Below are 23771 nucleotides of genomic sequence, written 5' to 3'. Positions count from 1 at the left end.
GACAATACTGAGCATACCGCCATCCCCTCACCCCACGGGAAAAGACATGAATAAAACGATTGAGCTGTTCACCTCACACCGCAGTGAACGTAGCTATCTTGATAAAGCGATTCCCGATGACGTGCTGGATGCCATTATTCAGTCCGCCCATCTGGCACCGACGTCCGTAAACTCTCAGCAGGTCTCGCTCATCGTCACCCGCGACCCGGAACGCAAAGCACGCATTGCCGAATTGGCTGGCGGCCAGCCGTGGATTGCCCAGGCACCCGTCTTCATTACCGTGGTGCTGGATATGTATAAAACGCAGGTCGGGATTGCCATGAGCGACAAGCAGCAGCACGCGCATGAAAGCCTCGAAAGCCTGATTTCCGGCACAACGGATGTCGGCATCGCGCTCGGCACGCTGATGGCCGCCGCACGCTCGTTTGGGCTGGGCATCGTCCCGATTGGCGGTATTCGTCGCGACCCACAGGCAATGATCGATTTTCTGGAACTTCCTGAACTGACGTTCCCCGTCGCAGGCGTCGCGATCGGCTACGTAGACACCCCGGCGCATCAAAAACCACGCCTGCCGCTGAACTCATTCCGCCACGATGAAACCTATCATCAGGACGCTCTGCCTGCGGCGATTGAGCAATATAACCAAACGCTGGTGGCACACTGGCAGCAAACCGGTCGCGTAGATGGCGACAACTGGGGTGATAATACCGCCAGCTACTATCAGCACATTTATTTCCCGAAAGTCTTACCCGCAATCCTCCAACAGGGCTTTAAACTGGACAAATAACCTATGCTAAATTTCACACTCCATACCCCTACCAAGATTTTGTTTGGCGAAGGCCAAATTGCTGAATTAGGCAAAGAAATTCCTGCCAATGCCCGTATCCTCATCACTTACGGCGGCGGCAGTGTAAAACACAATGGCGTACTGGATCAGGTCTATCGCGCATTAGAAGGCCGCAACGTGCGCGAATTTTCCGGCATTGAACCGAACCCGACTTATGAAACGCTGATGAAAGCCGTCGAGGTCGTCCGGGCGGAGAAGATTGACTTCCTGCTGGCGGTTGGCGGTGGCTCTGTGGTTGATGGCACGAAATTTATCGCTGCCGCCGCAGACTATCAAGCGGCGCAAGACCCGTGGCATATCCTGCAAACCGGTGGAGCGGAAATCGATCGCGGCGTCGCGCTGGCGGCCGTGCTCACCCTGCCTGCGACCGGTTCTGAATCCAACAACGGCGCAGTCATCACCCGTAAATCGACCAACGATAAGCTCGCTTTCCGCTCACGCCACACGCAGCCGCTTTTCGCGGTGCTCGACCCAGTCGTGACGTACACCCTGCCCGCTCGTCAGATTGCCAACGGCGTAGTCGATGCCTTCGTTCACACAGTTGAACAGTACCTGACCTATTCCGTCGATGCCAAAGTACAGGATCGTTTTGCGGAAGGTTTACTGCTGACGCTGGTTGAAGAAGGCCCGCGCGCGCTGGCTGAATCGGAGAACTACAAGGTCAGAGCCAATGTAATGTGGAGCGCCACCATGGCGTTGAACGGCCTGATTGGTGCAGGCGTACCGCAAGACTGGTCAACCCATATGTTAGGACACGAATTAACGGCACTGCACGGCCTCGACCATGCTCAGACGCTGGCCATTGTGTTGCCTGCCATGCTGGCGGCAAGAAAAGCCCAGAAACGCGACAAACTGCTGCAATACGCCGAGCGCGTCTGGAACCTGCGTGACGGTAGCGAAGATCAGCGCATCGACGGTGCGATTGCCGCCACGCGTGACTTCTTCGAGAAAATGGGCGTGCCGACCCGCATGTCTGACTATCAGTTGGATGGCAGCGCCATTCCAACACTGGTCGCCAAACTCAGCGAGCACGGCCTGACGGCTCTGGGCGAGCATCGCGACATCACGCTGGAAGAAAGTCAGAAGATTTACGAAGCGGCGCGTTAAGCTATTTAGCCACACGACGGTCTATCTGGAAGCTACGGGTAGGCCGTCGTGTCACAGTGGGATCAAATACTTACCAAACTTGCTTGGTTCAGAACTCGATAAAACATCACCCACTATTCACCGTTTCTCCGCCAATCTGACGAAACCAGGGAGTATGTTGTTTACACAATTTCTTGCTGATTGATACTGACTTTATCATGTGAGTCCCCTCTGTTAATGAGTTTACTCACTGAGTTGCATGTCCACTATTGCTGGGTAAAATCACTATTTACGATTGTAATTCCCTGCACATGATGATGACACGCTACAGCCACAGGCCAGTTTACCTGGCTCAAATATCATGGGGCGTCCATTATGAACCGCTGAACCATCACCGCCTGAAACCAGCGGAAACGTTCCCTTGTGGGTGGGACATACCGCGTTATCGCCAAGCAGACACTGCGGAACGCCATTCACAGGAAAGCCACTGGCTTCAATCATTTTTCCTCCACCTGAATGGGCATCCCCCAGGCGAATGGCACCACGTCCTGACATAGACTTTCTCCTTCGTTACACAGCACCGTCAATTTTATCTACTATCGCAACCGAGTTTCTTGCGCATGTCGTATCTCATGATAGCGGCTACCTGTTCTGACTGATCACTGTAAGCCCTGTCTACATTCTCACATCCCTTCGGCTGCGGCGGTGGTGGCGTATCGCCTTTGAGCGTTTCCCATGCCACGTAGAGAGAGAAAACGACTATCACGGGTAGCACCAACCACAAAAATATTCTGGTCTTGAAGTGGTAACGAACATCCCGCTTACTCTCTTTATTGGCACAGCGCCTGAAATAGGCTGACACCTGCGCCTGCCCATAACGCTGTACCGCCCGTTGCCAATGCTCTGTGGGCACCAGCAGCAACTCTACAGTGTCATTGACACCACCTTCTTCTGGATGTCGGTAGAGGAAGAGGTATCGACCTTTCATCAGTTGTTCGAGCTTCGCCAAATCCTGCTCGAACCCATCCATTCCCATCGAGTGATGAGATAGCACAATCACCCTGTCGCCAAAGTGGGCTTTCACCGTATCGTCGTCGTAATCAAATTCGGCGGTGAAGGTATCCCCCAGCTTTTCTTCCAGCCACTCGACAATACTGAACGTGCCTTCTTTATAATCCAGAAAGTAGCCATAGATTGCGATCAAAGCATTCAAGTAGTTGTCTACCGATGATGTCGCCTGATCGTCATCGAATTCACTGTATTGCTGGAGCAATGCCTCTCGCTCAGCCTGTACCAGCTTGTCACTGGAGGCGGCGAATACAGAAGAAAATTGTTCCCACGTTGGGATTTGCATGGCAGCGGTTTGCTCTTTCATAGGCCTGGCGGCAGCACTTGAGGATCACGTTGACGTACCACTTCAAGAAAGCGGTCAAGCAGTTCATCGCGCTCTGTCACTTCCCCGGGCTGGCAGGTAATCGCGGCATAAGGTGTCTGCATCAGTGGATGGTCAATGTGGGCTGGGTTCGTCAACCCTATGATTTCACGCAGACGCAATACGGCCAGGATCTCTGTGGGGTGGACTGCGAGGAATACGGAGTTGAACTCGAATTGTTTAGCTTGCTGGTTGGCTTCTCTCTCGGTCACGGCGATTCGCTCGACGTGCGTATCACAGGCACCGAGTAGCACAGGCAAGAACTTTTCAGGGTCGGGTTCACGCCAATGTGCTACCAACTGGCCCCAAGCGGGGTCGCGTGGCAAAGCGTGCTTGTCCAAGTCCAGAGGTTTTCCTAACCAGTCGCCGATAATAGTCAGACCGAAGGCTGCATAACGCAGCGTAGTTCCAACGGGAGGATTATGACCATTACCTAAACCATAGCCTTTCTCAATACAATCGAATACTGTCTGATAATAAGGGGAAACCAGTTCTGATTTTCCAAGCGCCAATACTCCCAACATTGTATGTGTACAATCATCCAACGTACCGACGAACAGTTGTTCGGGAGATGTTAATATTCTTAGATCGACGATTTCTGAAAACAAATTCCGCACGAATCCAAAAGTCATTTGCTTAATAGCATCTCTTGAGTTGTGTTCATATGCTGCAAGTAAACTGAATCTAATTGCCTGCATCCCGTAATCAAACATATCTGTGCATGCATGACCCACACCTCCATCCCCAGAAACGTACTTCTGTAAGCGGGTTCCGCTTATAGGCCACGCATCACTAGCCCAGCTTGGCACTTGGGGCAAAACTCTATCTAATCGACTTTTAACTTTCGCCATGTTCTGTCCTTATTACCACGTATTTAATTGAATACCTGTTCCATTGCCAGCCAATTTGCTGAGCGCACCCTTTGAATCAAAAAAAATTTGTGCATGAATATAAGCAAGTTTGTTATCTTTAGAGGCATCACGGATAGCATCTATCTTTTTTAGAAAGTCAGGATCAACTTCGCTCATTTTCTCCGTAGTCCATCCATTACGACCTCTCTTTATTTTCCCCATAATATCAGTAATCTTACCTGCCCCTGTTCCCTGTGTCTTATTAAATCCTGGTGTCTTAGTCAAACCCAACGTCGCTTTGGTTTCAATCACCAGTAACGTGTCTTCCTTGAAGGTTAGCGTCTGGGTTGGTGCAGGCGTACCCTTTGCTCCATCTAGGCTGTGGCGCATGGTGTTGGTTGTTGGTGCCCGCACGGTCAGAGACGGTGGCGGCGGCACCCAGACCAGCATATCCAGGCCGTGGCCACTCTTGTTCGTCAGCCCGAAACGGTTGGGTACTCCGACTTTATTACTGTAGCCGAGGATGCGCTCAGCGTTGAAGCCCATTTTTTCCACCATAGCGGCGGCAAATGCCTCTTCACCCGCATCACCGACCACTTTACAGACACGGCCTATTACTTTCAGGCTACCACCACGCTGGATAATCAACGACGTCAGATTGCTGCGCAGTGTATTGCTCATCACACAATAATTCGCCTTACCCGTGGCCGTGGTCAGGGCAACCTGGCTGCGATTGGTATCTAATGATGGCCTGTTTCGCCATTCGATGTCGCCGGTTTCGTCATGGCGTCCTGCCGGTCTGCGACCACGCAGTTCAATCGCCAGCGGCTCGCCGCTCGTGTGTCCCCCGAGTCGACGGCGCTCTTCTTCACTGATGGCATCGGTGTCGAAACGGGCACTGACGGGGACATCCCCCCGTACCTTGCGCAGCACCCAGCGAGTCGCGCCCAGTGCCGCAGGGGAAAGCATCGCCAGATTGATGAACATGAAGACCTGACGGCCACGCTCTTTACCGTCTTTCGGATCGACCGCCTTGCCCAGGCTTTCAAAAAGGGCTTCGCCATGGTCTATTCCTTCACCCGTGATCAGTGTCGTACTGCCGTTGGCAATGGCGTTGGCGGCAAGTGCCGCGTCAATAGCCGCAAAGGTATACCGTACCCCTTTGTAGAGGCCGAAAAGCCCTCTGGCTACACCCACGACAGGAATAATCGACAAGACGCCAAGTCCTATCTGTGCGACGGCTAATACGCGCGTCCAGAGTTGGTTCAACGTTTTGGCCTGCTGATAGTGCTGAGCCAACGCCTGTGCGGCCTGTGCCGGGTCGAACAGGCCGGAAACCGTCCACTCGAACTGCGTCAGGGCAAGGCGTTGTCCATCCGCGCCCATCAGTGGGTCTTCTCGATAACGGGCAGACGTAAATGTCCAGAAGTAGATACGGCTCCCCAGAAAGACACAGTTTGTCTGGTTACAAGAGATCGTGGGGCGCTCGGTTATGTCTCCCCGGGTCACTTCTATTAGAAAGGCGGGCGTAACGTGGGTTTCCGTTTCCATGTCGTCTTCCAGACAATGGAACTCAAGCCCCTGTGCGGACTGAAACGCATGGAGCTCGGCGAGATAAGCATCACCATACCGCTCTCCCAGTTGGTAAAGAACTCGTGGCAGATAGGTATTACGGAAGTTTTCGACACGATCGGTGATCCAAGGATTTTGCATGAACCAGTCTGGCGTCGCCGCATCATCATAAGAGGGGATACCCAGCCATTGATCCGCGTCCCGTGGCCCGTCGCTGCCATTGATCGAGAACGGTACGCCGAGTCCGGCACAGTCGGTGCAAATCGATGCCGGGCTGGGTACATTGCCATCCATTGCATCCTGAGAGAGTTGTTCAAAACTGGCACTGAGGGCGTTAGTTGTCATTGGATGCCTCCTCCATGAGCATACGTTGATGCTGTTGTAAAAATTGCAGCAAGAAATGGCAGAGCTGGCGCGGCTCCAAGTCCTGACGCAACCCGTCATGCAACCCGTCATGCAACCCGCTGAATAACGGGTTGCAGTAAAAGAAGCGTCCAAAGCTCAGAGCCAGTAAAACATGGCAGCCCAGACAAATCAGTTGATGCTGTTGCAGGTGCTGTAAGTCATCACTGGGCAGGGGCATATGTCCTGTCATCTGGCGTATGCCGAGCTGCTCATAAGCGGAATACTTCCGGCGCTTGACGGGAGGCAACGCCAGTTGGCGCAGCGCATCCGCTTCATAGGTTTCAAACAAGGCCTGTATCCGCTGAGGCGTATTGATACCGTACAGCAGTGCGGATTGCTCAAAGGCTCGCCAGATATTTTCTGCCTGTAATGCGCCAGGATTGATCGACAATAACGTGATAAAAATCTGATGCGCCTGCGGCATAACACGTTCAGTCTGCTGTCTCAGTGTAATGGCGGTGTTAACAACCAGATTCAGCCGGGTCGGTTCAGGGAGTCCCGCCGCCGTCAAAATCGGATTGAGGGTGGCTTGATGGATATCATTCTGCCATCCCAGACCCAGCAGCAAGCTCAGGGTAACGTGTGTGTTGTATTGACGCCCATCGCTATATCCCGCCGCTATCGCTTCTTTACCGGCGGCGTCCACAAAAGCAGGCATGTATTGCGGTGTGCTGGGCAGACGGGGTAACAGCGGAGCCAGTGTATCGCACAAGTAGCGTGACAACCGGATATCCGACTGCTTTCTGGCAACACGCGCCATGCTGTCGAGATCGATAGCATTCAGCATCATCTGGCCTCCTGATCAATGGGAAGATCGAGCCAGACCAGACAGCCATCGCACTCCGCTTCTTCATGGCGCTGTTGCTCAAACAGGGGTTGTACGCGCCGTGACAGTGATGCCTGCGGGTCGTGGAAATACATCTCCTCAATCTCACCATCGGCGAAAAAACGTGATACAGCGGAAGACGTATGGGCAATGGAAGCAATATAAAGTTGCAGAGCTGACGGGGTGCCCAGACGCAAAATAAACCGCCGGGTTCCCTCCACAAACTTACTGAAATGCCTCAGATGTCGCCGCACCTCATCCGGTGACATTCGGGCAAATAGCACAATCATGGGCATCGTCTCAAACGCCTTGCCCAGCCACAGATCAAAATCGCTGTCAGGCTCTGGCACACAGAGCCAGGGGGTATATTGTTCAAGTCCCGCCTGTGCATCCAGATGCCATAACGGATAATGGACAACCTCGTGAAACTCCAGCCGCGCCAGCAGGTTTCGCTCGGCACGGGTTTCCGTCAGTACATAGAGGTGGGTACGGCTATTGCGAGTCGGTAGCCCGGCTTTCTCCAGTTGTTGATAGAAGCTCATTCTTTGCCCTCTTTAAGGGGACACTCTTCAACCAGTGGTGTTCCTTGATTGATCACCGCTTCAATGGCCTGTATCTGGTCACCAGAGGGAGACGTAATGCTGACATTCCCTTTTAGTTGAATATTCGGTGCGTTCAATGTGATGCCACTACCATCAAGCAAGATCTTGCCTGCCGGGCCGCGAATTAAAATACGGTCTGTGCCTTGCAGAACATATTCAGTCGTCAGCAATCTCTGACCACTTCTGGCCTCAATGGACTGTATGCCTTCAATCACCACTTTTTCATGCTCACCAATCGTGACGAGATGGCTGGCGGTAATATCTTCCTTCAGCGTATTACCGATGTTGCGTACCTCGTTACGATCAATGGTGACGAAGACGTCCTGGCGGATATGCTCTTTGCGGTCGCGGCCAACCGTATTGGCTTCATCCTGACCAATATTGGTTTTGCGATCGCGCGCGACGGCAATTTTCTGATCATTACCGACAGAGAGCGTTTCATCATGATTGACCTGAATATTCTGGTCTTTTTGTGCATGGATAAAAATTTCTTCGTTGTCTGCGGCATCTTCAAAACGCAGTTCGTTAAATCCCCCACCTTTGTGCGTTTTACTCTTGATGGTCATCCGCGTTTTATGTAACGGCAGCTCATACGGTGACGGGTTGGTGGCATGAAAGGTTCTGCCAGTGACAATCGGCTGGTCTGGGTCACCTTCGAGGAAACTGACGATGACCTCATGGCCGATGCGCGGGATGGCTATCAGGCCATACTGACCGCCCGCCCAGCCCTGGCTGACCCGTACCCAGCAGGAGCTCTGGTCATCGCTGGAGCCGTAGCGGTCCCACGGGAATTGCAGCTTCACCCGACCATACGAGTCGCAGTAAATCTCTTCCCCCGCCGGGCCGACCACGGTGGCGATTTGCGGGCCGTCCACCATCGGTTTGTAGGGCAGGTCAGCACGCCAGGTGCTTTTGGCACTAATCACCTCGAAGCTGTTGCTGTAGGTGGTCGGTTCACCGCCGCTTTCTTCTTCCAGCGCCTGCGGCTGCTGCCCGCTGTGGGTGATGGCCACCAGTTGCCAGCCACTATTCAGCGTCGGGTTGGGATGTCCGGTTAAGGTAAAGCTGCTGCCGGGCATCAACATCGCGGCATTGGATTCGCCGGAGCCGGTCATCGCACCCGCCCGCAGTGCGTCCAGCCGATAGCCGGTAAAGGCCTTGCCGCTCGGGTCTTGCTTGAAGCGACCGGGGTAATCGAAGTGCTGGTAGCTTTCGCGCTGGTTCGCCAGCTCGCCGCTCATCTTGCGGTGCAGCAGGCCGTAGGCGGGGGTTTTGAAGCTGTAATCCTTGAGGGCGACTTCGGCGGTGCTGACCGCTTCAGCGTAGCGGAAACGTCTGACGTATTCGCCTTCGCTCAGTCCTTGTGTAGCGAGGTTGAAGAACAGTTCCGGGCCTTTGCTGAGTGCCCCAGCATCATCCGCAAAGACGACGCGGTGTTTACCCTCTTCAAACTCATGGAAGAAATACAATCCCTCTTCTGCGGCCAGACGGGTGATAAAGGCTAAATCACTTTCCCGGTACTGCACGCAGTATTCCCGCACCGCATGGTCGTGACGCAGCGCAAAGGCATAATCGGTAATGCCAGACTCTTCCAGCAACGTACCGATAATGGCCTCCGGCTTTTGCGCCTGAAAGATGCGGGCATTGGTGCGCAGCCCCAGCCGCCACAGCGCCGGACGGACGTCTGCCTGATAGCGGGTGCGGCGAAAGCCGGTGTCGCCCTGGGCAAAGGCGCTGACAATGCCACTCACTCGCCGTTGGAGTTCGCCTTCGTACCACACCAGCAGTTCGCAGGGCTGGTCGAGTACCGTACCAAAATCGACATCCGGCAAGGCACTCGCCAGATTCAGCGACAGGGCAAACGGCTGGTTAAGTGCCTCGCTGAGCTGAAAATCCACCACGGCAAAGGTCGAGGTGGGTAATGCACCGACCTTTACCGTGAACTGTAATCCTGTACTGTTTGCCACGTTGATTCCCTCGCGTCCCGTGATGAAAACCGTGTTGTCTGCACTCAGGTCTGGGAGAATCAGACCTCAGGGCAGTACACGCAGAAAACCCGGCACGGTGGCCGGGTTAGAGACAGAAAGATTAGGCTTCGACCGGTGCACGCCAGTCATCGGAGCCGGAGGTACCGGCCACGGTGTGCTCCCAGTCAATTTTGCGGTAGGCCAGCGACACTTCAATCAGTTGGGTGTAGTCCAGTTTTGACGGGTCCTGACAGTGCGGCATTTTGCAGTCGATATCCACGATGGTGGCATCAGTCAGGATGGTAGAGAAGAAGTGCTCCTGCTTGCCTTCCACCGAGGTGCGATACCACTTCAGGGTGGTGGTGGGCAGCATTTCACCGGTAGACAGCGCGTTGTACAGCAGCGGCACCGCTTTGTTCAGTGCCACGGTGAATTTGAACGGCTTGTGGACACGCTGACCAGACGGCTGACCGGACTGCGGGTCGGTCGGTACGGTGACCACGTGTTTGAATTCCTGTACCAGCATTTCATCTTCGTGGCCTTCCACATAGATGTTGCCGACAGAGTCAGAGGTGAAAGCACCCGCGGTGATGTTGCCCTGCGTTTTCCCTTCGATGCTGATATAGCATGGCGTTGGCATAGTCTTGCTCCTTGTTGTTGAACGGAATGAGTTATTAAACAGAATGAATAACTTCACGTTCCGTATAGCAATCCGCATGCCAATTTTTATCTAATTGTTTTTACTATTAATTTCCTTAACTAAAATTTTCCTTAAGCCAAATTTGAGCAAGAAGTTGCGCAGACCTCGCGAAAAAACGGCATCCATTGCGCAAAAAAGTGATTTCCACTGGAAAGTGAGCAAGAAGTTGCGCAGAATGCGCAGTTATGCTGAAAGTTTGAGTTAGGCATTAATTCATGCAAGGGGTGGTCTATTAAATCGGTACTTATTGATAGAATTATTTCTATTTTAGGTGATAAATAAACCACGCAAACCATACATATATGTAAGTGCTTACTAAGCATTGATTAAAAAACACACTCTACCAAAACTGACATTCTTGGCGGATGCCATTACTTTTGACTTCCCACCTTCGATGTTACGAGCACAGCGTAAATTTAATCATTTGACATTAGTCAATCGGCTCCCTTTATCATCATGCAATGTATAGCAGACGAATTTTTCTACTAGAATGAAATCATATGCCTGTTCCTGCTAGGGATCACGTTCCGCTATGTCCGTGATATGAACAGGTCGCCCATCCAGTTAACCCTATGATACGTTTATGGATTAACGGATATAAAAGGAGAATGAGATGACGCAACCGAAAGTTAAGCTGGCGGACGGCAATATCATGCCCCAGTTGGGCCTTGGTGTCTGGCGAGCAAGCAGTGAGGACACGGTGATCGCTGTGACTGAGGCTTTGTCCATCGGTTATCGGGCGATCGATACCGCCGCGATTTATAAGAACGAGGAGGCCGTTGGTCAGGCACTGAGTTCCGCGAACCTGCCGCGTGAAGAGGTGTTCATCACCACCAAACTCTGGAATGGCGATCATACCGATCCCCAAAAAGCACTGGAAGAGAGCCTGAGAAAACTTCGGTTAGATTATATCGATCTCTATCTGATTCACTGGCCGCTCCCGCAACAGAATACCTTCGTGGATGCCTGGCGCGGGCTCATCAAACTCCAGGAACAAGGTCTGGCGAAAAGTATCGGCGTCAGTAATTTCCATATTCCCCACTTACAGCGGCTAAAAGAAGAAACGGGCGTCTTGCCGGTCATCGATCAGGTCGAGCTGCATCCTCTTCTCCAGCAAAAGCAACTTCATTCCTGGAACGCCACGCACCATATCCAGACAGAATCCTGGAGCCCGCTGGCGCAGGGTGGCGAAGGCGTCTTCGACCATCCCATTATCCGTAAACTGGCGAGCAAATACGGGAAAACGCCGGCACAGATCGTGATCCGCTGGCATCTGGACAGCGGGCTGGTGGTGATACCTAAATCGGTGACGCCTGCACGCATCAAGGAAAATTTCGAGGTGTTTGATTTCCGTCTGGATAAAGACGAACTGGGGGAAATTGCCAAGCTGGACAGCGGGAAGCGTCTGGGCTCGGACCCTGATGAGCCGAGAAACGACTAAGAGCTAAGCCACCGTCAATGCCAGCCTTCACCGGGCTGGCATTGTTCTTCTAATCGGCAAACTGAATCTCATACACATCGCTACGGCAATGTGCTTCGCTGTATTCCAGCAGTTCACCCCGTTCGTTATAAACATGCAGTTGGCAGTACAGCGCAGGTGCCTCCGCCGCAATACCAAGAAGCGCAGCGATGTCTGCCTTACAGGCAATCGCTTTGAAACGATAGCGTTTTTTGTCCGGTGTGATGCCACGCGTCACCCAATATTGATAGAGAGATTGCTCAAGCGCTTCCGGGTCGGGTAGGAATTTTTGCGGTATCCAGGTCGTTTCCAGCGAAACAGGCTCGCCATTGCTGAGCCGGACGCGTCGCAGATAAGTGACGGCCTCGCCTTCCGGCAGAGACATTTTTGCGGCGATGGCAGCAGGCGGAACCTGTATTGCCTTTTCTAACCAAAGGCTGCCAGCAACGCCGCCTTGTTTCAATATCAGCGCGGTGAACCCTTCATCCTCAGCACTCAACGCGTAGTTCAGCCGTTGAGCTACACGGGTTCCCACACCTTGCTGGCGCACAATCAGCCCTTTTTCTTCCAGCAGTGACAGGGAACGGGAAACCGTTACGCGCGATAATCCCAACTGCTGCGCAATCAGCCTTTCGGCGGGTAAGAACTGGCCGGATAACGTCTTACGGCGGCCGATTTCTGATTCAAGCAACGACGCGAGCTGCATGTAGCGAGGCGCCGATGGCGCTCCAGCCAGCTGATCCCTGACCCAAAGCAGTAATTCCCGCATAGTGCAGCCCTTTTAATGACGCAGCGTTCTGGCTGCGTACAGGTTAAAACAGAAAGTGAACCTGATTTCATAGCGAAACGAAACGCTCGACTCTGACATTGTTGTAATAAAAAATGTTCTTTTAGCACCAATCAGACTCGGAACAGTACGCGACGCAGAACGCCATTCACCCTTAATTAATAGCAACATCAATATATAAGGTATCGTCCGCACGCCTTCGCATCTTTAATTTTGGTTTGTCTGAATAGAGGTGGATCACATTAAGAAACAGATAAGCATCGCCGTCACATTTGTCACGGCGGAGGGTAACGCGGAGAAGTTGGCAGGCTATGGGTCGGTTTACATCGCAGATTGTACGATGAGCTGCCCCGTCGAGCCGCGATCGGCCAGTTCCAACGTCTGGCTGTAATACAGGAAAGGGAACGCCATTGAAGAAGGCTGCGTGAAATAAACCAGCAGCTCGACATCGCTATCTACCCACACCGTATCTTTCCAGCCGCTGTCTTCCACCGCTGGCGGACGACCATTCGCGCTGCGCACCAGGAATTTTACGCCCTGAATGTGGAAAGCCTGCGGCGTGTCGGCGTGGATAATCCAGCGCTCACAGCGGCCAAGCTGAGTTTGTACATCGGCCCGCGTCATGTCCCACATCGCGCCGTTGATGCCGGGCAGATTGTCCCCCAGACGGAACTCACGCGTGCGACTGATGCTGCCTTCAATGATGTTGTCGGCCAGCAAACGCATCGGCAGGTTGTCCGTGACTAATGGCAACAGCCCGGTCGGCTTCAGCGTGAGTATTTGCGTCGAAATCAGGATGCTGGACGGCTCAAACAACCCGCGCAGACGATCCATAATCCCTGCCGACTCGCCTGCCGTCAGCGTGACCTCTTCGCCTTGCGACATATCGATCAGAATTTCGCGTCGCTCGCCGGGCGCAAGAGAAAGCTGGTTCACCGCCATCGGTGCCGGTAATAGCCCTTGATCGCTGGCAATCACATGCATCGCCCGGCCATCGCTCAGCCGCATCACATAGCGCCGGGAGTTCGACGCGTTCAGCAATCTCAGGCGAACCCAACCACGGGACACTTCAACAAAGGGATTTTGCACGCCGTTGACGAGCAGCGAGTCCCCCACAAATCCGCCGTTAGAAGGCGGGTTATAGAGAGGGACACCGAAGTTATCCAGCCGTTTATCCTGAATAATCAATGGGAAATCATCAACACCGTAGTGATTGGGAAGCGGCAGAGATTTACTGGCGCTGTCTTCCACCAGCCATAGCCCAGCCAGCCCGTTATAGATATGCGGGGCCATGCGGTTCGGCGTATTCGCATGATACCAGCAGGTCGCCGCTGGCTGACGAACGGGCAATACCGGTGACCAGTCGGTTCCCGGAGAAATGATGCGAGCCGCGCCGCCCATCAGCGGCCCCGGCACCTGCAAGCCGCCGATTGTCATCGCGACAGGCTCATTCAGGCGGTTACTGTAAATCAGCTTAACGTCATCGCCGTCATACACTCGCACCGTCGGCCCCAGATAATGGCCGTTGATTCCCCAAACTGAGGTCTTACGGTCGCCAGAGAATGCCCAATGGGCACGCTGCATGGTCAGAAAAAGCGGCTGGCCTCGGCGCGACTCCAGTAATGGCGGTATCGGCAATGCGGCGGGATTCCCACTGGCTTTGGCTACCAGTGGCGTCATACCCGCACATAACGCAAGGCCCGATGCCTGAATAAACTGACGTCGGCTGAGTGACATAATGACTCCGTAAATCCATTAACCGTAAGCAAAGTTTAACTTCCGATTCGTTCTTGAATAGACAATCGGAAGAAATAATCGCGTAACCCGAGGGGAAACTTATTTTTTGTTTGCTGATTCGCGCGCCGCCACTTCCGCATCCAGCTCCGCAATCTTGGCAGCCATCACATCATGGCAGTGTGTCGCCAGTTCGCGAACCTGCTCTTTGGTATATGCGCGGGTATCAATGGGTGGCAACATTTCGACGATAACGAGCCCGTTATTCCAGCGGTTCAACTTCACCTTGTTGCTGGTCGTGGAAACGCAAATCGGCACAATCGGCACTTCTGCGCTAATCGCGGCATGAAAGGCACCGGTTTTGAATGGTAGCAGGCCGCGTCCACGGCTGCGAGTACCTTCGGGGAACATCCAGATAGACGTGTTACGCTCTTTAATATGCTTCACGACCTGGGCAATGGTGCCATGCGCTTTAGTGCGGTTTTCACGGTCAATCAGCAAGTTACCCGTCAGCCAATAAAGCGGCCCGAAGAACGGGATCCACAGCAGGCTTTTCTTGCCCACGGTAACAGTACGAGGCTGAACTGCGCTGGATACCGTGACCATATCGTAGTTGTTCTGATGATTCGCGATATAGATGCAGTTGCCGTAATGCGCCGCTTCTTCCGGTATCCGCATTTCTACTTTCAGGCCAAACACGACGGACAAGCGACCAAAAAGATGGCCGAAAGTCGCTACATGGCGGGGATTTCGAGGGCTGAACAGGCAGTAAAACAAGCCAAAAATACAGATCAAAATCGAAAATATAACGACAATAAAAAAACGCAAAATGGATAACATAGCAACCTCATGAGCCGACAGCCGCCGCTAGTATAGCGATTTCGCGCTAAAACACACGGTGATTCAATTTGCGACGGGATGGCAACCGGAAACTAAAGAAAGGCGGTATGACACCGCCTTTCTCAACATGCACATGACAATACGGAGGCGTTATTCTTCGCTGCTGCCGGTGCTAATTTGCTGCGGTGCATCCACCTCAATCCGGTCGATACGCTGTAGCCCACGCAGCAATGTGCCTTTCCGCCCGCGTTCGCCCTGATACTTCTGAAGCTCGTTTGGACGCAGCACCAGCTTACGCTTACCGAAGTACAGCGTGACTGAAGCCTGTGGTGGCAGAAGATACAGCCAGGTCAGACGATCTTTGCCTTCCGCAAAATCAGCCGAGGAGATAGACACAATCTTGTTGCCCTTACCTTTCGACAGCTGTGGCAGATCGGAGACAGGGAACAGCAGCATTCTGCCTGCGGCGGTGATCGCCATCAGCAGGTTATCGTCGCCTTTGATCTCGATCGGTGCCAGCGCCTTCGCATTATCCGGCAGTGTAATAATCGCTTTACCCGCGCGGTTACGCGCCACCAGATCGTTGAAGGTACAGACGAAGCCGTAGCCCGCATCGGATGCCATCAGCAGCGGCTGATCGTCCGCGGCCATCAGCACCTGTTCAATCGTCGCGCCCGGCGGCGGCGTGAGTTTGCCCGTCAGCGGCTCCCCCTGACCACGTGCAGAAGGCAGCGTGATCGGATCCAGTGCATAGCTGCGGCCGGTGGAGTCAATGAACACCACGGGCTGATTGCTCTTACCTTTCGCCACAGCGCGGAAGCTATCGCCCGCTTTATAGCTCAGCCCAGTAGGATCGATGTCATGCCCTTTCGCGCTACGTACCCAGCCCATTTCTGACAGCACAATGGTAACCGGTTCGGACGGCACAAAGTCGTGCTCGCTCATCGCTTTCGCTTCGCTACGTTCACGCAGCGGCGAACGGCGATCGTCACCATAGGCTTGCGCATCTGACTGAATTTCTTTCTTAATCAGGTTGCTGAGCTTACGATCGGATGCCAACAGTGCTTGAAGCTGATCGCGCTCTTTTGCAAGATCGCCCTGCTCACCACGGATTTTCACCTCTTCCAGCTTGGCCAAATGACGTAATTTCAGCTCTAGGATCGCTTCAGCCTGTGTTTCACTCAGGCTGAACTGGCGCATCAGAACGGGCTTCGGCTCATCTTCCGTGCGGATGATATGAATCACTTCGTCAATATTCAGGAACGCGATCAGCAAGCCTTCAAGGATATGCAGGCGCTTGAGCACTTTTTCCAGACGGTAGTTCAGACGGCGGCACACGGTGTCGCGACGGAAGACCAGCCATTCGCTCAGGATCTCGACCAGCCCTTTCACGCTAGGACGACCATCCAGACCGATCATGTTCATGTTAACGCGATAGCTTTTTTCCAGATCGGTCGTGGCGAACAAATGGTTCATCACCTGATCCATATCGATCCGGTTCGAGCGCGGCACCAGCACCAAACGGGTTGGATTCTCGTGATCCGATTCATCACGCAGGTCTTCGACCATCGGCAGCTTCTTCGCACGCATCTGGCTGGCAATCTGCTCCAGCACTTTGGCACCAGAAACCTGATGTGGCAGCGCGGTAATGACGACATCACCGTCTTCTTTCTTCCAGACTGCACGCATACGCACTGAACCACGGCCATTTTGGTAGAGTTTGCGCACTTCATCGCGTGGCGTAATGATTTCAGCTTCCGTCGGGAAATCCGGCCCTTGGACATGCTGCAACAACTCTTCCAGCGAGGCTTTGGGGTTTTCCAGCAGCATCACGGCGGCGGCGGCGACTTCACGCACGTTGTGCGGCGGTATATCCGTCGCCATCCCAACGGCGATCCCGGTGGTGCCGTTCAGCAGAATATTCGGCAGACGCGCAGGCAGCATCTTCGGCTCTTGCATCGTGCCATCAAAGTTCGGGGTGTAATCGACCGTGCCCTGCCCGAGCTCGGACAGCAGCAGTTCTGCATATTTGGACAACCGCGATTCGGTATAACGCATGGCGGCGAACGATTTCGGATCGTCCGGTGCCCCCCAGTTCCCCTGACCATCCACCAGCGGGTAGCGGTAAGAGAACGGCTGCGCCATCAGCACCATCGCTTCATAGCAGGCGCTGTCGCCGTGCGGATGGTATTTACCCAGCACGTCACCCACGGTACGGGCAGATTTTTTAAATTTGGCGCTGGAATTCAGTCCCAGCTCGGACATCGCATACACAATGCGACGCTGCACAGGCTTCAGGCCATCGCCAATGAACGGCAATGCCCTGTCCATGATGACGTACATGGAATAATTTAGGTATGCATTTTCGGTAAACGTGCGCAGCGCAAGGCTTTCTGCGCCGTCATGAGTCATCTCACTCATTTATCTCACTTCCCTCACATCGCGGCGCGATGGTTACGCTTTCCGGCACGCCATAGCGGCGGTATGTTTGGCGGGAATAGTACCTTATCTGATGAGGTGATGTCACAGGGAACAATCTCACAGAGAACCGTGCTGCGACTCCACATTGGCGATGGCTGATGTGAATGCGTACGATGGGAGAAGGTGGCTAGCGGTAGCGATGAACGCTCGGATGATCTGCGGTAATCGTTTCGCCATACACAGAAATTGACGGCTGGTCTGGTCGCAGCATCGGTTGCCCCTTGCGGCCCAGCAGAATGCGTTCAACGGCGGCACCGAAAGTTGCCCCTTCAAACCAGAATGCATCATGGATAAAGCTCATCCCGTAGCAGGCTCCCGTGCTATCCATCAGCAGAGCACCGTGAGAATGGTGGGTTTCACCGACAAGAATTAACGTCGAGCTCAAAATACCTTGCCACTCGAGCAGCGTTTCATCTTCCTGCAAATCTTCACTGCCGCCAAAAATAATATCGCCACTGGCACATGCTTCTCCTGTGCCACACTGCCCGACCGTCAGCCCACTGAACGCGCGCAGGATAGCGAAAGCCGGATGGTTCTCCGGCACAAACGGCGGGATTGGTTGCTCGGCGACACGCGGCCAACCTGCCGCGTGAAACAGTGGAAGAACGGATTCAGGTATTTCAATCGACATCGTGGGTCATCTCGCAGTAGCAGCGAAGGAAAAAGTCAGCGTGTATTTCGCAACCGCTGACGAATAGCGCGTATTGCGCTCATCCTTATCGTGTTATTGGGCGGAGCCAGATCGTTCTGGTTTGCCAGCAGATCCAGAGAGGATGAATCGCCCACGCCACGCAGCGCACAGAATATCCGTAAGGTGTGATGTTCCGTCGTCGCCAGCGGTAACAGCCGCATCAGGAAAGTGCGAACGGCGGTTGCCTGCTCATCCGTCGCCACAACGCTGCCTTTGATGCTCAGGAGTAAGTTATAGGCAGTGGTAAGGCACCACGCCGTTTCGGGTGCCTGTTCAGGAGCCTGCATGACTGCGGGAAAGAAAGCGATCAGCGCATCCACCGCGGCATGAGACCGAAGCTCTTCCAGTAGGCCAATCGCATACGCGGCATTATCGGGTTCGGCCGCCAGCACGCCGAGTGCTTCAAACCCATCCTCAGCATAAGCGCCTGCAATTTCAGCCCATTTCGCTAACGGAACAACGTGTGTGCCGTCGGGCAAGTACGGTGAGTGAGACCAGTTAAACTCAGCGGATAGCCGATTAAGCTCATCGCGTAACCCCGGCAAGCGCGCTTTCGCCGCCGCAAGAATATGTTCGACTTCCAGCGTGTTACGCCGAGCCTTCGACCTAAGTGCAGCAATCTTCATCAACAAATACCCTATCAACCATCAGAACAGCGCACGGATAGCAACGCTGCTAGCCATCTTTTCCATAAATGCCAATCACGTGACGAGCCTGAAACATCACGCTCTGGCCGCACTGCACGCAATCACTTCCCGTGGGGTCATTATCTAAAACACCCTCGTAAAACGTGTGATGCTTTTTCGTCACTCTGACCCACATCCTTTCTACCGACAGCGCATCCGCGCCTGCGGTTTTTTCCATACGGAAAATCAATTTAACAAAATCGTCGGGTGCTAATGATTCACGCACCGCGTTGTCTGGAATCCAGAATGAGTCTGGGTACTCGCGGTTAAGCGCTTCGCCATCGTCCAGCTCATAGCAGTCAGTTTCGTAAGTCGGTAATTTCATTACGCCTCATTGATACATCGCGCATACACCGCCGCGTCAGTATTGATAGCACACATACCGTTTCATTAAGAATTATTCATCATCGTTGCAACAACAAATGATAATGCTTAGCATATTGATAATAGTTATCATTTCCACATGATAATTAATGTTATTCGACGCCTTGCATTTCCTTTGCAGACGTTAGCTACCAGCACGCCATGTTTCCCCCAACGCCGCTGGCCAGAACAACCCTTATAGCAGAGTATCATTATGTTAATTAACAAGAATTTAAATAAAATTCTTCTCACCGGCATCTTGACTGGCGTCGCGCTGAACAGCATGGCAGCGGATAGCACCACGGGCAACAACGCACTCAGCGGGAAGAACCCAGACAGTTCGGCAGCAAAAACGGGACAGACCGACGACCTGATGGTAGTCAACTCGCCGAAAATCGAGAAAAAAGCGGGTTCAAGTACAACGCTAACAGCCGCAGACATGCAAAAAGAAGGCGGCAACAATTTTGGCACCATCATGCGTTATCAGCCTCTGGTGAGCGCAACAGGTTCCAGCGGCGGCAGCAATACAGGGAAAAGCGGCTTCGACCGCGGCGGTTACACGGGCTATAACATTCGCGGCATTGAAAGCAACCGTGTGGCGATCGATACCGATGGCATCGCCCTGCCCAATGCTACAGGCCGTAGCTACGCTAGCCGTGCCGGATTCAATACGTTCGGTATGGGACGCGACTATATCGATCCTTACCTGTACAGCAGCGTCGATATTGAGTCAGGCGTCACCTCCGCAGAAAATACTGTCAACGCACTCGGAGGCAGCGTCTCCTTTCGACCAAAATCTGCCGATAATTACCTGAAAGCGGGCAAGCAGGACTACTTCGGTTTCCAGAGTGACTACGATTCCGCCAACCACGGTTGGCATAATGGCATCACTGCCGCAGGCGGTGACGACGAACTGCGCGGCATTGTCGTGCTCAGCCGCCGCGACGGCCAGCAAACGCGTAATAACAGCGACGAGATCGCCGCTTACCCTGCCAACTGGCACTCTAACGCCATTTTGGCGTCCGGTATTTGGCAGGCCAACGACGAGCATCAGCTCACCGGTACGCTGGATTATTACCATAAAACCAATCACACCCATTATGACTACTGGGGGAATCTGCCAAGCGGTAACAACACCATTTACGGCACGGCGCAACAGAGCAGCGAGACACGCCGCTGGACCGCCAGCCTGAAAGATCGCTGGACGCCCGTCAACAATACGCTGGTCGATTTGGTTGATAGCCGCATTTACTTCCAAAACAGCGAATCACACGACAACACCTGGCTGCCAGCAACCACGGGGATGGCGGCGGCAGATAGCCACCGGGTCTATTCCGACTACAATGTCACCACCTACGGGTTCGATACTCATATGGTGAAAAGCTGGGATCGCCACGAGTTCAGTTGGGGTATGAATGCCAGCCAAAGCAAAACAGAGCGTCCGTTCAGGCAATCGCCTAATCAAACGGGTGCGAATAACATCATGCAGCCAGAAGCCGATAGCAACAGCTACACCGTTGGGGGCTTCGTACAGGATACCGTTACGTGGGATCTTGCAGGGCACGCCTTCTCGGTTGTCCCTGCCGTACGCGCCATTCATCAACGCACCAAACCGACCAATACGGTTCGTCTGAGCGGTGACGGCAGCGTCATCAATGAATCCGATGTCAACAAGCTGTACAGCAAAGCCAACAGTGATACGCAAGTCCTGCCTTCTCTGAGCTTCCTCTATGACATCACCCCGACGCTGACAACCTATGTTCAGTACCGTCGCGGCGCGCAGTTCCCGGATGCCAGCCAGCTTTATGGCAGCACCAACCTTGACGCCAACTATGCCGGGCCGTTCCAGTATGCCTTTATCGGCAATAGCGACCTCAAAACGGAAACCAGCAACAACGTAGAATGGGGCTTAAAAGGTGAAGCGACGGAGGGAATCACCTTCCGTACCGCGCTGTTCTACAACACGTATAAGAATTTTATCGCCAACACCCGTTACCGTCGTAGCGCTAACCCCGATAAATTTACCAATGTTCCAAGTAACATCAGTACGATATATCAGGCGGAAAACCGCGATAAGGCTTATATCTACGGCGGCGAAGTCAGCAGCAAAATACAGCTAGGCACCTGGTTCCCGGCTGTTGATGGGCTCAGCACCACGCTGGCGTTTGGCTACACCAAAGGCCAATCGCAATCCCGCTACCTCGGCGACCGCTATGTCGACCTCGATAGCGTTGCGCCAATGAAAGCCGTGGTAGGTATCGCCTATGACGATCCTTCCCAACGCTACGGTGCTGCCCTGACGTCTACCTTCCAGAAAGGGAAGCAAGCGAAGGATACCAGCCGTGAAAGCTATACCAATGCGGGTAATGCGATCCCCGCGTCTAGCACAGAGTATATGCGGATTCCCGGCTATGGCATGGTTGACCTGACGGCTTACTATCGCATCAGCAAGAATGTGAAAGTTAACGGTGGCGTGTATAACCTGACTGACCGTAAATATTGGGATTATCTCAGCAGTCGCCAGATTGAAACCAACGATCGGCAGGGACAGTATGACCGCGCACTCTCCGTGCAACCTGGCCGTTCCTTCCAACTGGGTGTGAATGTAGATTTCTAATCCGCATCACTCACGATTCAATAAAAAAGGCGATGCCTCATTCGAGCATCGCCACCACTCAGGCAAGAGCGCACACCACAGCTTTCTTGCCTTTTTATTTTTCTCATATGGGTTTCCCCGTAGCATTATTTCAATATGGTGTCTTCTTACCCTTTATTATTGATATTCAGTCAACAGTGTTATGCGCTAGCGCACATTTTTCTGCGCAGCTCTCTCCTCTAGACTACGCCCAACATCTTCGTTGATAACCGATTCGAGAGCAGACCTATGCAGAACATTTTGCTGATTAACGCAGGCAAGTCATTCGCCCACTCTAAAGGGGAGTTGAACCATACCCTTACCGATGCCGCCGCCAGTTTCCTACGCGATAAAGGCCACGACGTCCGTGTGACAGTCGTGGACAACGGCTATGATATTGAACAGGAAATTCAGAACTACCTGTGGGCAGATACTATCATTTACCAGATGCCGGGATGGTGGATGGGTACGCCGTGGATCCTGAAGAAATATATCGATGAGGTGTTTACCGCTGGTCACGGTTCGCTTTACGCCAGCGATGGCCGCAGCCGTTCGGATGCCAGCAAGAAATACGGTTCTGGGGGATTGTTGCAGGGCCGGAAATACATGCTGTCTCTGACGTGGAATGCACCGCTAGAGGCATTCGAGGATCCTGAACAGTTCTTCCACGGTGCGGGCGTGGACGGCGTGTATCTGCCGTTCCATAAAGCGAACCAGTTCATCGGGCTGTCCCCACTGCCGACCTTCATCTGCAATGATGTGATGAAAGCACCGGACGTCCCCACTTATCTTGCAAATTATCGCCAGCATCTGGATGAACACTTTTCCTGATCGGCGTTTTAGGTAGCTTTCTATCGCTGTGGGTCACGCCTCACAGCGGATTTTCCGTGAGCTTTTCGCTCATAAAATCGAGAAAACAGGTAATGCGCGCCGCCAGTTGGCTATTGCGATAATACACCGCGTAAACCAGCAGGCTGGCTTCCAGCGTCGCTTCGGTGAGGATCGTCACCAGCCGCCCCGCCGCCAGGTCGTCCCGAATCAGGAAGTTGGACATACGCACAATCCCTTCGCCTTGCAGCGCAAGCTGACGCAATATCTCACCGTTTGATGCCAACAGCACCGGCGTGACGAGGTAGAAATCCTGAAGGCCATGCCGCAGCGGCCAGTGGTTCAGCGACTCCGACTGAGTAAACCCCAGACAACGATGATCGGCCAATGACTCGACCGTCGCAGGTGTACCATGCTGTTCTAGATAGTCAGGACTGGCGACGATTCGCAGCTTGCTTGCGCCGAGCGGTCGGGCATGAATGGTAGAGTCTTTGAGCGTGCCGATGCGAATGGCGATATCAGTATGCTGCTCAAGCAAATCAATAATGAAATCGTTGGTATTGAGTTCAAGAACGATCTTGGGATAGCGGCGGCGAAACTCCGGCACCAGAGGCACAATCACATGCTGCATAAACGCCGAGCCCGAATTAACCCGCAGCCGTCCACTCGGTTGCTCATGGCGCAGCAGCACCTGCTCTTCGGCATGTTCCACCGCGTGAATCACGTCACGGGCGTGCTCAAGAAACATCATGCCTTCTTCGGAAAGCGAGAGACGTCGCGTCGTACGATGCAACAACGTCGTACCCAGCTTATCCTCCAGGCGCCGCAACGCCCGGCTAATGCCCGACGTGGTTTGCCCAAGCTGTTCCGCGGCTGCCGTGATCGAACCGGTGTCGATCACCACCACAAAAGCCTGAAGTTCCTCAAGCGTGACCTTCATAAGCGAATATACCTGCCTCGATGAGGTGTTTACTCAAGC

21 protein-coding genes are annotated in these 23771 nt (G+C 53.5%); 5 read left to right on the top strand and 16 right to left on the bottom strand.

Annotated elements, in window-relative coordinates:
* Positions 1–46: 46 nt before the first annotated feature.
* Positions 47–787 (top strand): NADPH-dependent oxidoreductase, encoded by a 741-nt coding sequence (locus JFY74_02025; protein ID QQG28870.1) that lies wholly within the window; start codon positions 47–49, stop codon positions 785–787.
* A gap of 3 nt (positions 788–790) precedes the next feature.
* On the top strand, positions 791–1954 hold the full coding sequence (gene yqhD / locus JFY74_02020) for an alcohol dehydrogenase (protein QQG28869.1): 1164 nt from the start codon (positions 791–793) through the stop codon (positions 1952–1954).
* Between the two features lie 264 nt (positions 1955–2218).
* Here yqhD and JFY74_02015 read toward each other — a convergent pair whose 3' ends face one another.
* The 8 genes from JFY74_02015 to JFY74_01980 all read right to left on the bottom strand — a co-directional run bounded on the left by JFY74_02015 (position 2219) and on the right by JFY74_01980 (position 10228).
* Complete coding sequence (locus JFY74_02015) at positions 2219–2488, bottom strand: PAAR domain-containing protein (GenBank protein ID QQG28868.1); 270 nt, start codon at positions 2486–2488, stop codon at positions 2219–2221.
* A gap of 34 nt (positions 2489–2522) precedes the next feature.
* Positions 2523–3287: a hypothetical protein gene (locus tag JFY74_02010; protein QQG28867.1), complete on the bottom strand. Its 765-nt coding sequence runs from the start codon at positions 3285–3287 to the stop codon at positions 2523–2525.
* Between the two features lie 17 nt (positions 3288–3304).
* Positions 3305–4216, bottom strand: coding sequence for a hypothetical protein (locus JFY74_02005; protein QQG28866.1), 912 nt, complete (start codon positions 4214–4216; stop codon positions 3305–3307).
* Positions 4217–4228: 12 nt separating this feature from the next.
* On the bottom strand, positions 4229–6133 hold the full coding sequence (locus JFY74_02000) for a hypothetical protein (protein QQG28865.1): 1905 nt from the start codon (positions 6131–6133) through the stop codon (positions 4229–4231).
* Entirely contained in the window at positions 6123–6983 is an 861-nt protein-coding gene (locus JFY74_01995; protein QQG28864.1) for a hypothetical protein, read from the bottom strand. Before JFY74_01995 ends, JFY74_02000 begins: the two co-directional genes overlap by 11 nt.
* Complete coding sequence (locus JFY74_01990) at positions 6980–7561, bottom strand: DUF4123 domain-containing protein (protein QQG28863.1); 582 nt, start codon at positions 7559–7561, stop codon at positions 6980–6982. The genes JFY74_01995 and JFY74_01990 overlap by 4 nt, the downstream gene beginning before the upstream one ends.
* Complete coding sequence (locus JFY74_01985) at positions 7558–9588, bottom strand: type VI secretion system tip protein VgrG (GenBank protein QQG28862.1); 2031 nt, start codon at positions 9586–9588, stop codon at positions 7558–7560. The genes JFY74_01990 and JFY74_01985 overlap by 4 nt, the downstream gene beginning before the upstream one ends.
* A gap of 121 nt (positions 9589–9709) precedes the next feature.
* Positions 9710–10228 carry an Hcp family type VI secretion system effector gene (locus JFY74_01980; protein ID QQG28861.1) on the bottom strand — a complete coding sequence of 173 codons (519 nt, stop codon included), beginning with the start codon at positions 10226–10228 and terminating at the stop codon, positions 9710–9712.
* A gap of 673 nt (positions 10229–10901) precedes the next feature.
* Between JFY74_01980 and dkgA the strand changes: the two genes are divergently transcribed.
* The gene (gene dkgA / locus JFY74_01975; protein ID QQG28860.1) at positions 10902–11729 is read left to right on the top strand and encodes a 2,5-didehydrogluconate reductase DkgA; all 828 of its coding nucleotides are present in this window, start codon (positions 10902–10904) and stop codon (positions 11727–11729) included.
* A gap of 49 nt (positions 11730–11778) precedes the next feature.
* Here dkgA and JFY74_01970 read toward each other — a convergent pair whose 3' ends face one another.
* From JFY74_01970 to JFY74_01940, 7 genes are all read right to left on the bottom strand, one after another.
* A complete protein-coding gene (locus JFY74_01970) occupies positions 11779–12516 on the bottom strand; it encodes a GntR family transcriptional regulator (protein ID QQG28859.1) in 738 nt (245 codons plus the stop codon).
* A gap of 339 nt (positions 12517–12855) precedes the next feature.
* Positions 12856–14271, bottom strand: coding sequence for a cell division protein FtsP (ftsP, locus tag JFY74_01965; GenBank protein ID QQG28858.1), 1416 nt, complete (start codon positions 14269–14271; stop codon positions 12856–12858).
* Positions 14272–14370: 99 nt separating this feature from the next.
* Positions 14371–15108, bottom strand: a complete 738-nt coding sequence (locus JFY74_01960) for a 1-acylglycerol-3-phosphate O-acyltransferase (GenBank protein QQG28857.1) — start codon at positions 15106–15108, stop codon at positions 14371–14373.
* Positions 15109–15258: 150 nt separating this feature from the next.
* Complete coding sequence (gene parC / locus JFY74_01955) at positions 15259–17529, bottom strand: DNA topoisomerase IV subunit A (GenBank protein QQG28856.1); 2271 nt, start codon at positions 17527–17529, stop codon at positions 15259–15261.
* A 187-nt stretch (positions 17530–17716) separates the two neighbouring features.
* The gene (locus JFY74_01950; protein QQG28855.1) at positions 17717–18220 is read right to left on the bottom strand and encodes an SUKH-3 domain-containing protein; all 504 of its coding nucleotides are present in this window, start codon (positions 18218–18220) and stop codon (positions 17717–17719) included.
* A gap of 35 nt (positions 18221–18255) precedes the next feature.
* Positions 18256–18906: a hypothetical protein gene (locus JFY74_01945; protein ID QQG28854.1), complete on the bottom strand. Its 651-nt coding sequence runs from the start codon at positions 18904–18906 to the stop codon at positions 18256–18258.
* 49 nt (positions 18907–18955) lie between these two features.
* Positions 18956–19291: a DUF2314 domain-containing protein gene (locus JFY74_01940; GenBank protein QQG28853.1), complete on the bottom strand. Its 336-nt coding sequence runs from the start codon at positions 19289–19291 to the stop codon at positions 18956–18958.
* Positions 19292–19543: 252 nt separating this feature from the next.
* On the opposite strand from JFY74_01940, the gene JFY74_01935 reads away from it, so the two are divergent.
* A complete protein-coding gene (locus tag JFY74_01935) occupies positions 19544–21946 on the top strand; it encodes a TonB-dependent receptor (GenBank protein ID QQG28852.1) in 2403 nt (800 codons plus the stop codon).
* A gap of 267 nt (positions 21947–22213) precedes the next feature.
* Positions 22214–22795 carry an NAD(P)H-dependent oxidoreductase gene (locus JFY74_01930; GenBank protein QQG28851.1) on the top strand — a complete coding sequence of 194 codons (582 nt, stop codon included), beginning with the start codon at positions 22214–22216 and terminating at the stop codon, positions 22793–22795.
* A gap of 40 nt (positions 22796–22835) precedes the next feature.
* Here JFY74_01930 and JFY74_01925 read toward each other — a convergent pair whose 3' ends face one another.
* Entirely contained in the window at positions 22836–23732 is an 897-nt protein-coding gene (locus JFY74_01925; GenBank protein QQG28850.1) for a LysR family transcriptional regulator, read from the bottom strand.
* Between the last annotated feature and the right edge of the window lie 39 nt (positions 23733–23771).

The sequence above is a fragment of the Pectobacterium carotovorum genome (genome assembly GCA_016415585.1).
In the GTDB taxonomy this organism is placed as follows: Bacteria; Pseudomonadota; Gammaproteobacteria; order Enterobacterales; family Enterobacteriaceae; genus Pectobacterium; species Pectobacterium carotovorum_K.
The sequence above is the reverse complement of the archived record's forward strand: the minus strand, read 5'-3'. Positions and strand labels throughout refer to the sequence as shown.

Coding starts and splice junctions, on each gene's coding strand:
- JFY74_02025 (QQG28870.1), top strand. CDS start 47: ATGAATAAAACGATTGAGCTGTTCACCTCACACCGCAGTGAACGTAGC.
- yqhD (QQG28869.1), top strand. CDS start 791: ATGCTAAATTTCACACTCCATACCCCTACCAAGATTTTGTTTGGCGAA.
- JFY74_02015 (QQG28868.1), bottom strand. CDS start 2,488: ATGTCAGGACGTGGTGCCATTCGCCTGGGGGATGCCCATTCAGGTGGA.
- JFY74_02010 (QQG28867.1), bottom strand. CDS start 3,287: ATGCAAATCCCAACGTGGGAACAATTTTCTTCTGTATTCGCCGCCTCC.
- JFY74_02005 (QQG28866.1), bottom strand. CDS start 4,216: ATGGCGAAAGTTAAAAGTCGATTAGATAGAGTTTTGCCCCAAGTGCCA.
- JFY74_02000 (QQG28865.1), bottom strand. CDS start 6,133: ATGACAACTAACGCCCTCAGTGCCAGTTTTGAACAACTCTCTCAGGAT.
- JFY74_01995 (QQG28864.1), bottom strand. CDS start 6,983: ATGATGCTGAATGCTATCGATCTCGACAGCATGGCGCGTGTTGCCAGA.
- JFY74_01990 (QQG28863.1), bottom strand. CDS start 7,561: ATGAGCTTCTATCAACAACTGGAGAAAGCCGGGCTACCGACTCGCAAT.
- JFY74_01980 (QQG28861.1), bottom strand. CDS start 10,228: ATGCCAACGCCATGCTATATCAGCATCGAAGGGAAAACGCAGGGCAAC.
- dkgA (QQG28860.1), top strand. CDS start 10,902: ATGACGCAACCGAAAGTTAAGCTGGCGGACGGCAATATCATGCCCCAG.
- JFY74_01970 (QQG28859.1), bottom strand. CDS start 12,516: ATGCGGGAATTACTGCTTTGGGTCAGGGATCAGCTGGCTGGAGCGCCA.
- ftsP (QQG28858.1), bottom strand. CDS start 14,271: ATGTCACTCAGCCGACGTCAGTTTATTCAGGCATCGGGCCTTGCGTTA.
- JFY74_01960 (QQG28857.1), bottom strand. CDS start 15,108: ATGTTATCCATTTTGCGTTTTTTTATTGTCGTTATATTTTCGATTTTG.
- parC (QQG28856.1), bottom strand. CDS start 17,529: ATGAGTGAGATGACTCATGACGGCGCAGAAAGCCTTGCGCTGCGCACG.
- JFY74_01950 (QQG28855.1), bottom strand. CDS start 18,220: ATGTCGATTGAAATACCTGAATCCGTTCTTCCACTGTTTCACGCGGCA.
- JFY74_01945 (QQG28854.1), bottom strand. CDS start 18,906: ATGAAGATTGCTGCACTTAGGTCGAAGGCTCGGCGTAACACGCTGGAA.
- JFY74_01940 (QQG28853.1), bottom strand. CDS start 19,291: ATGAAATTACCGACTTACGAAACTGACTGCTATGAGCTGGACGATGGC.
- JFY74_01935 (QQG28852.1), top strand. CDS start 19,544: ATGTTAATTAACAAGAATTTAAATAAAATTCTTCTCACCGGCATCTTG.
- JFY74_01930 (QQG28851.1), top strand. CDS start 22,214: ATGCAGAACATTTTGCTGATTAACGCAGGCAAGTCATTCGCCCACTCT.
- JFY74_01925 (QQG28850.1), bottom strand. CDS start 23,732: ATGAAGGTCACGCTTGAGGAACTTCAGGCTTTTGTGGTGGTGATCGAC.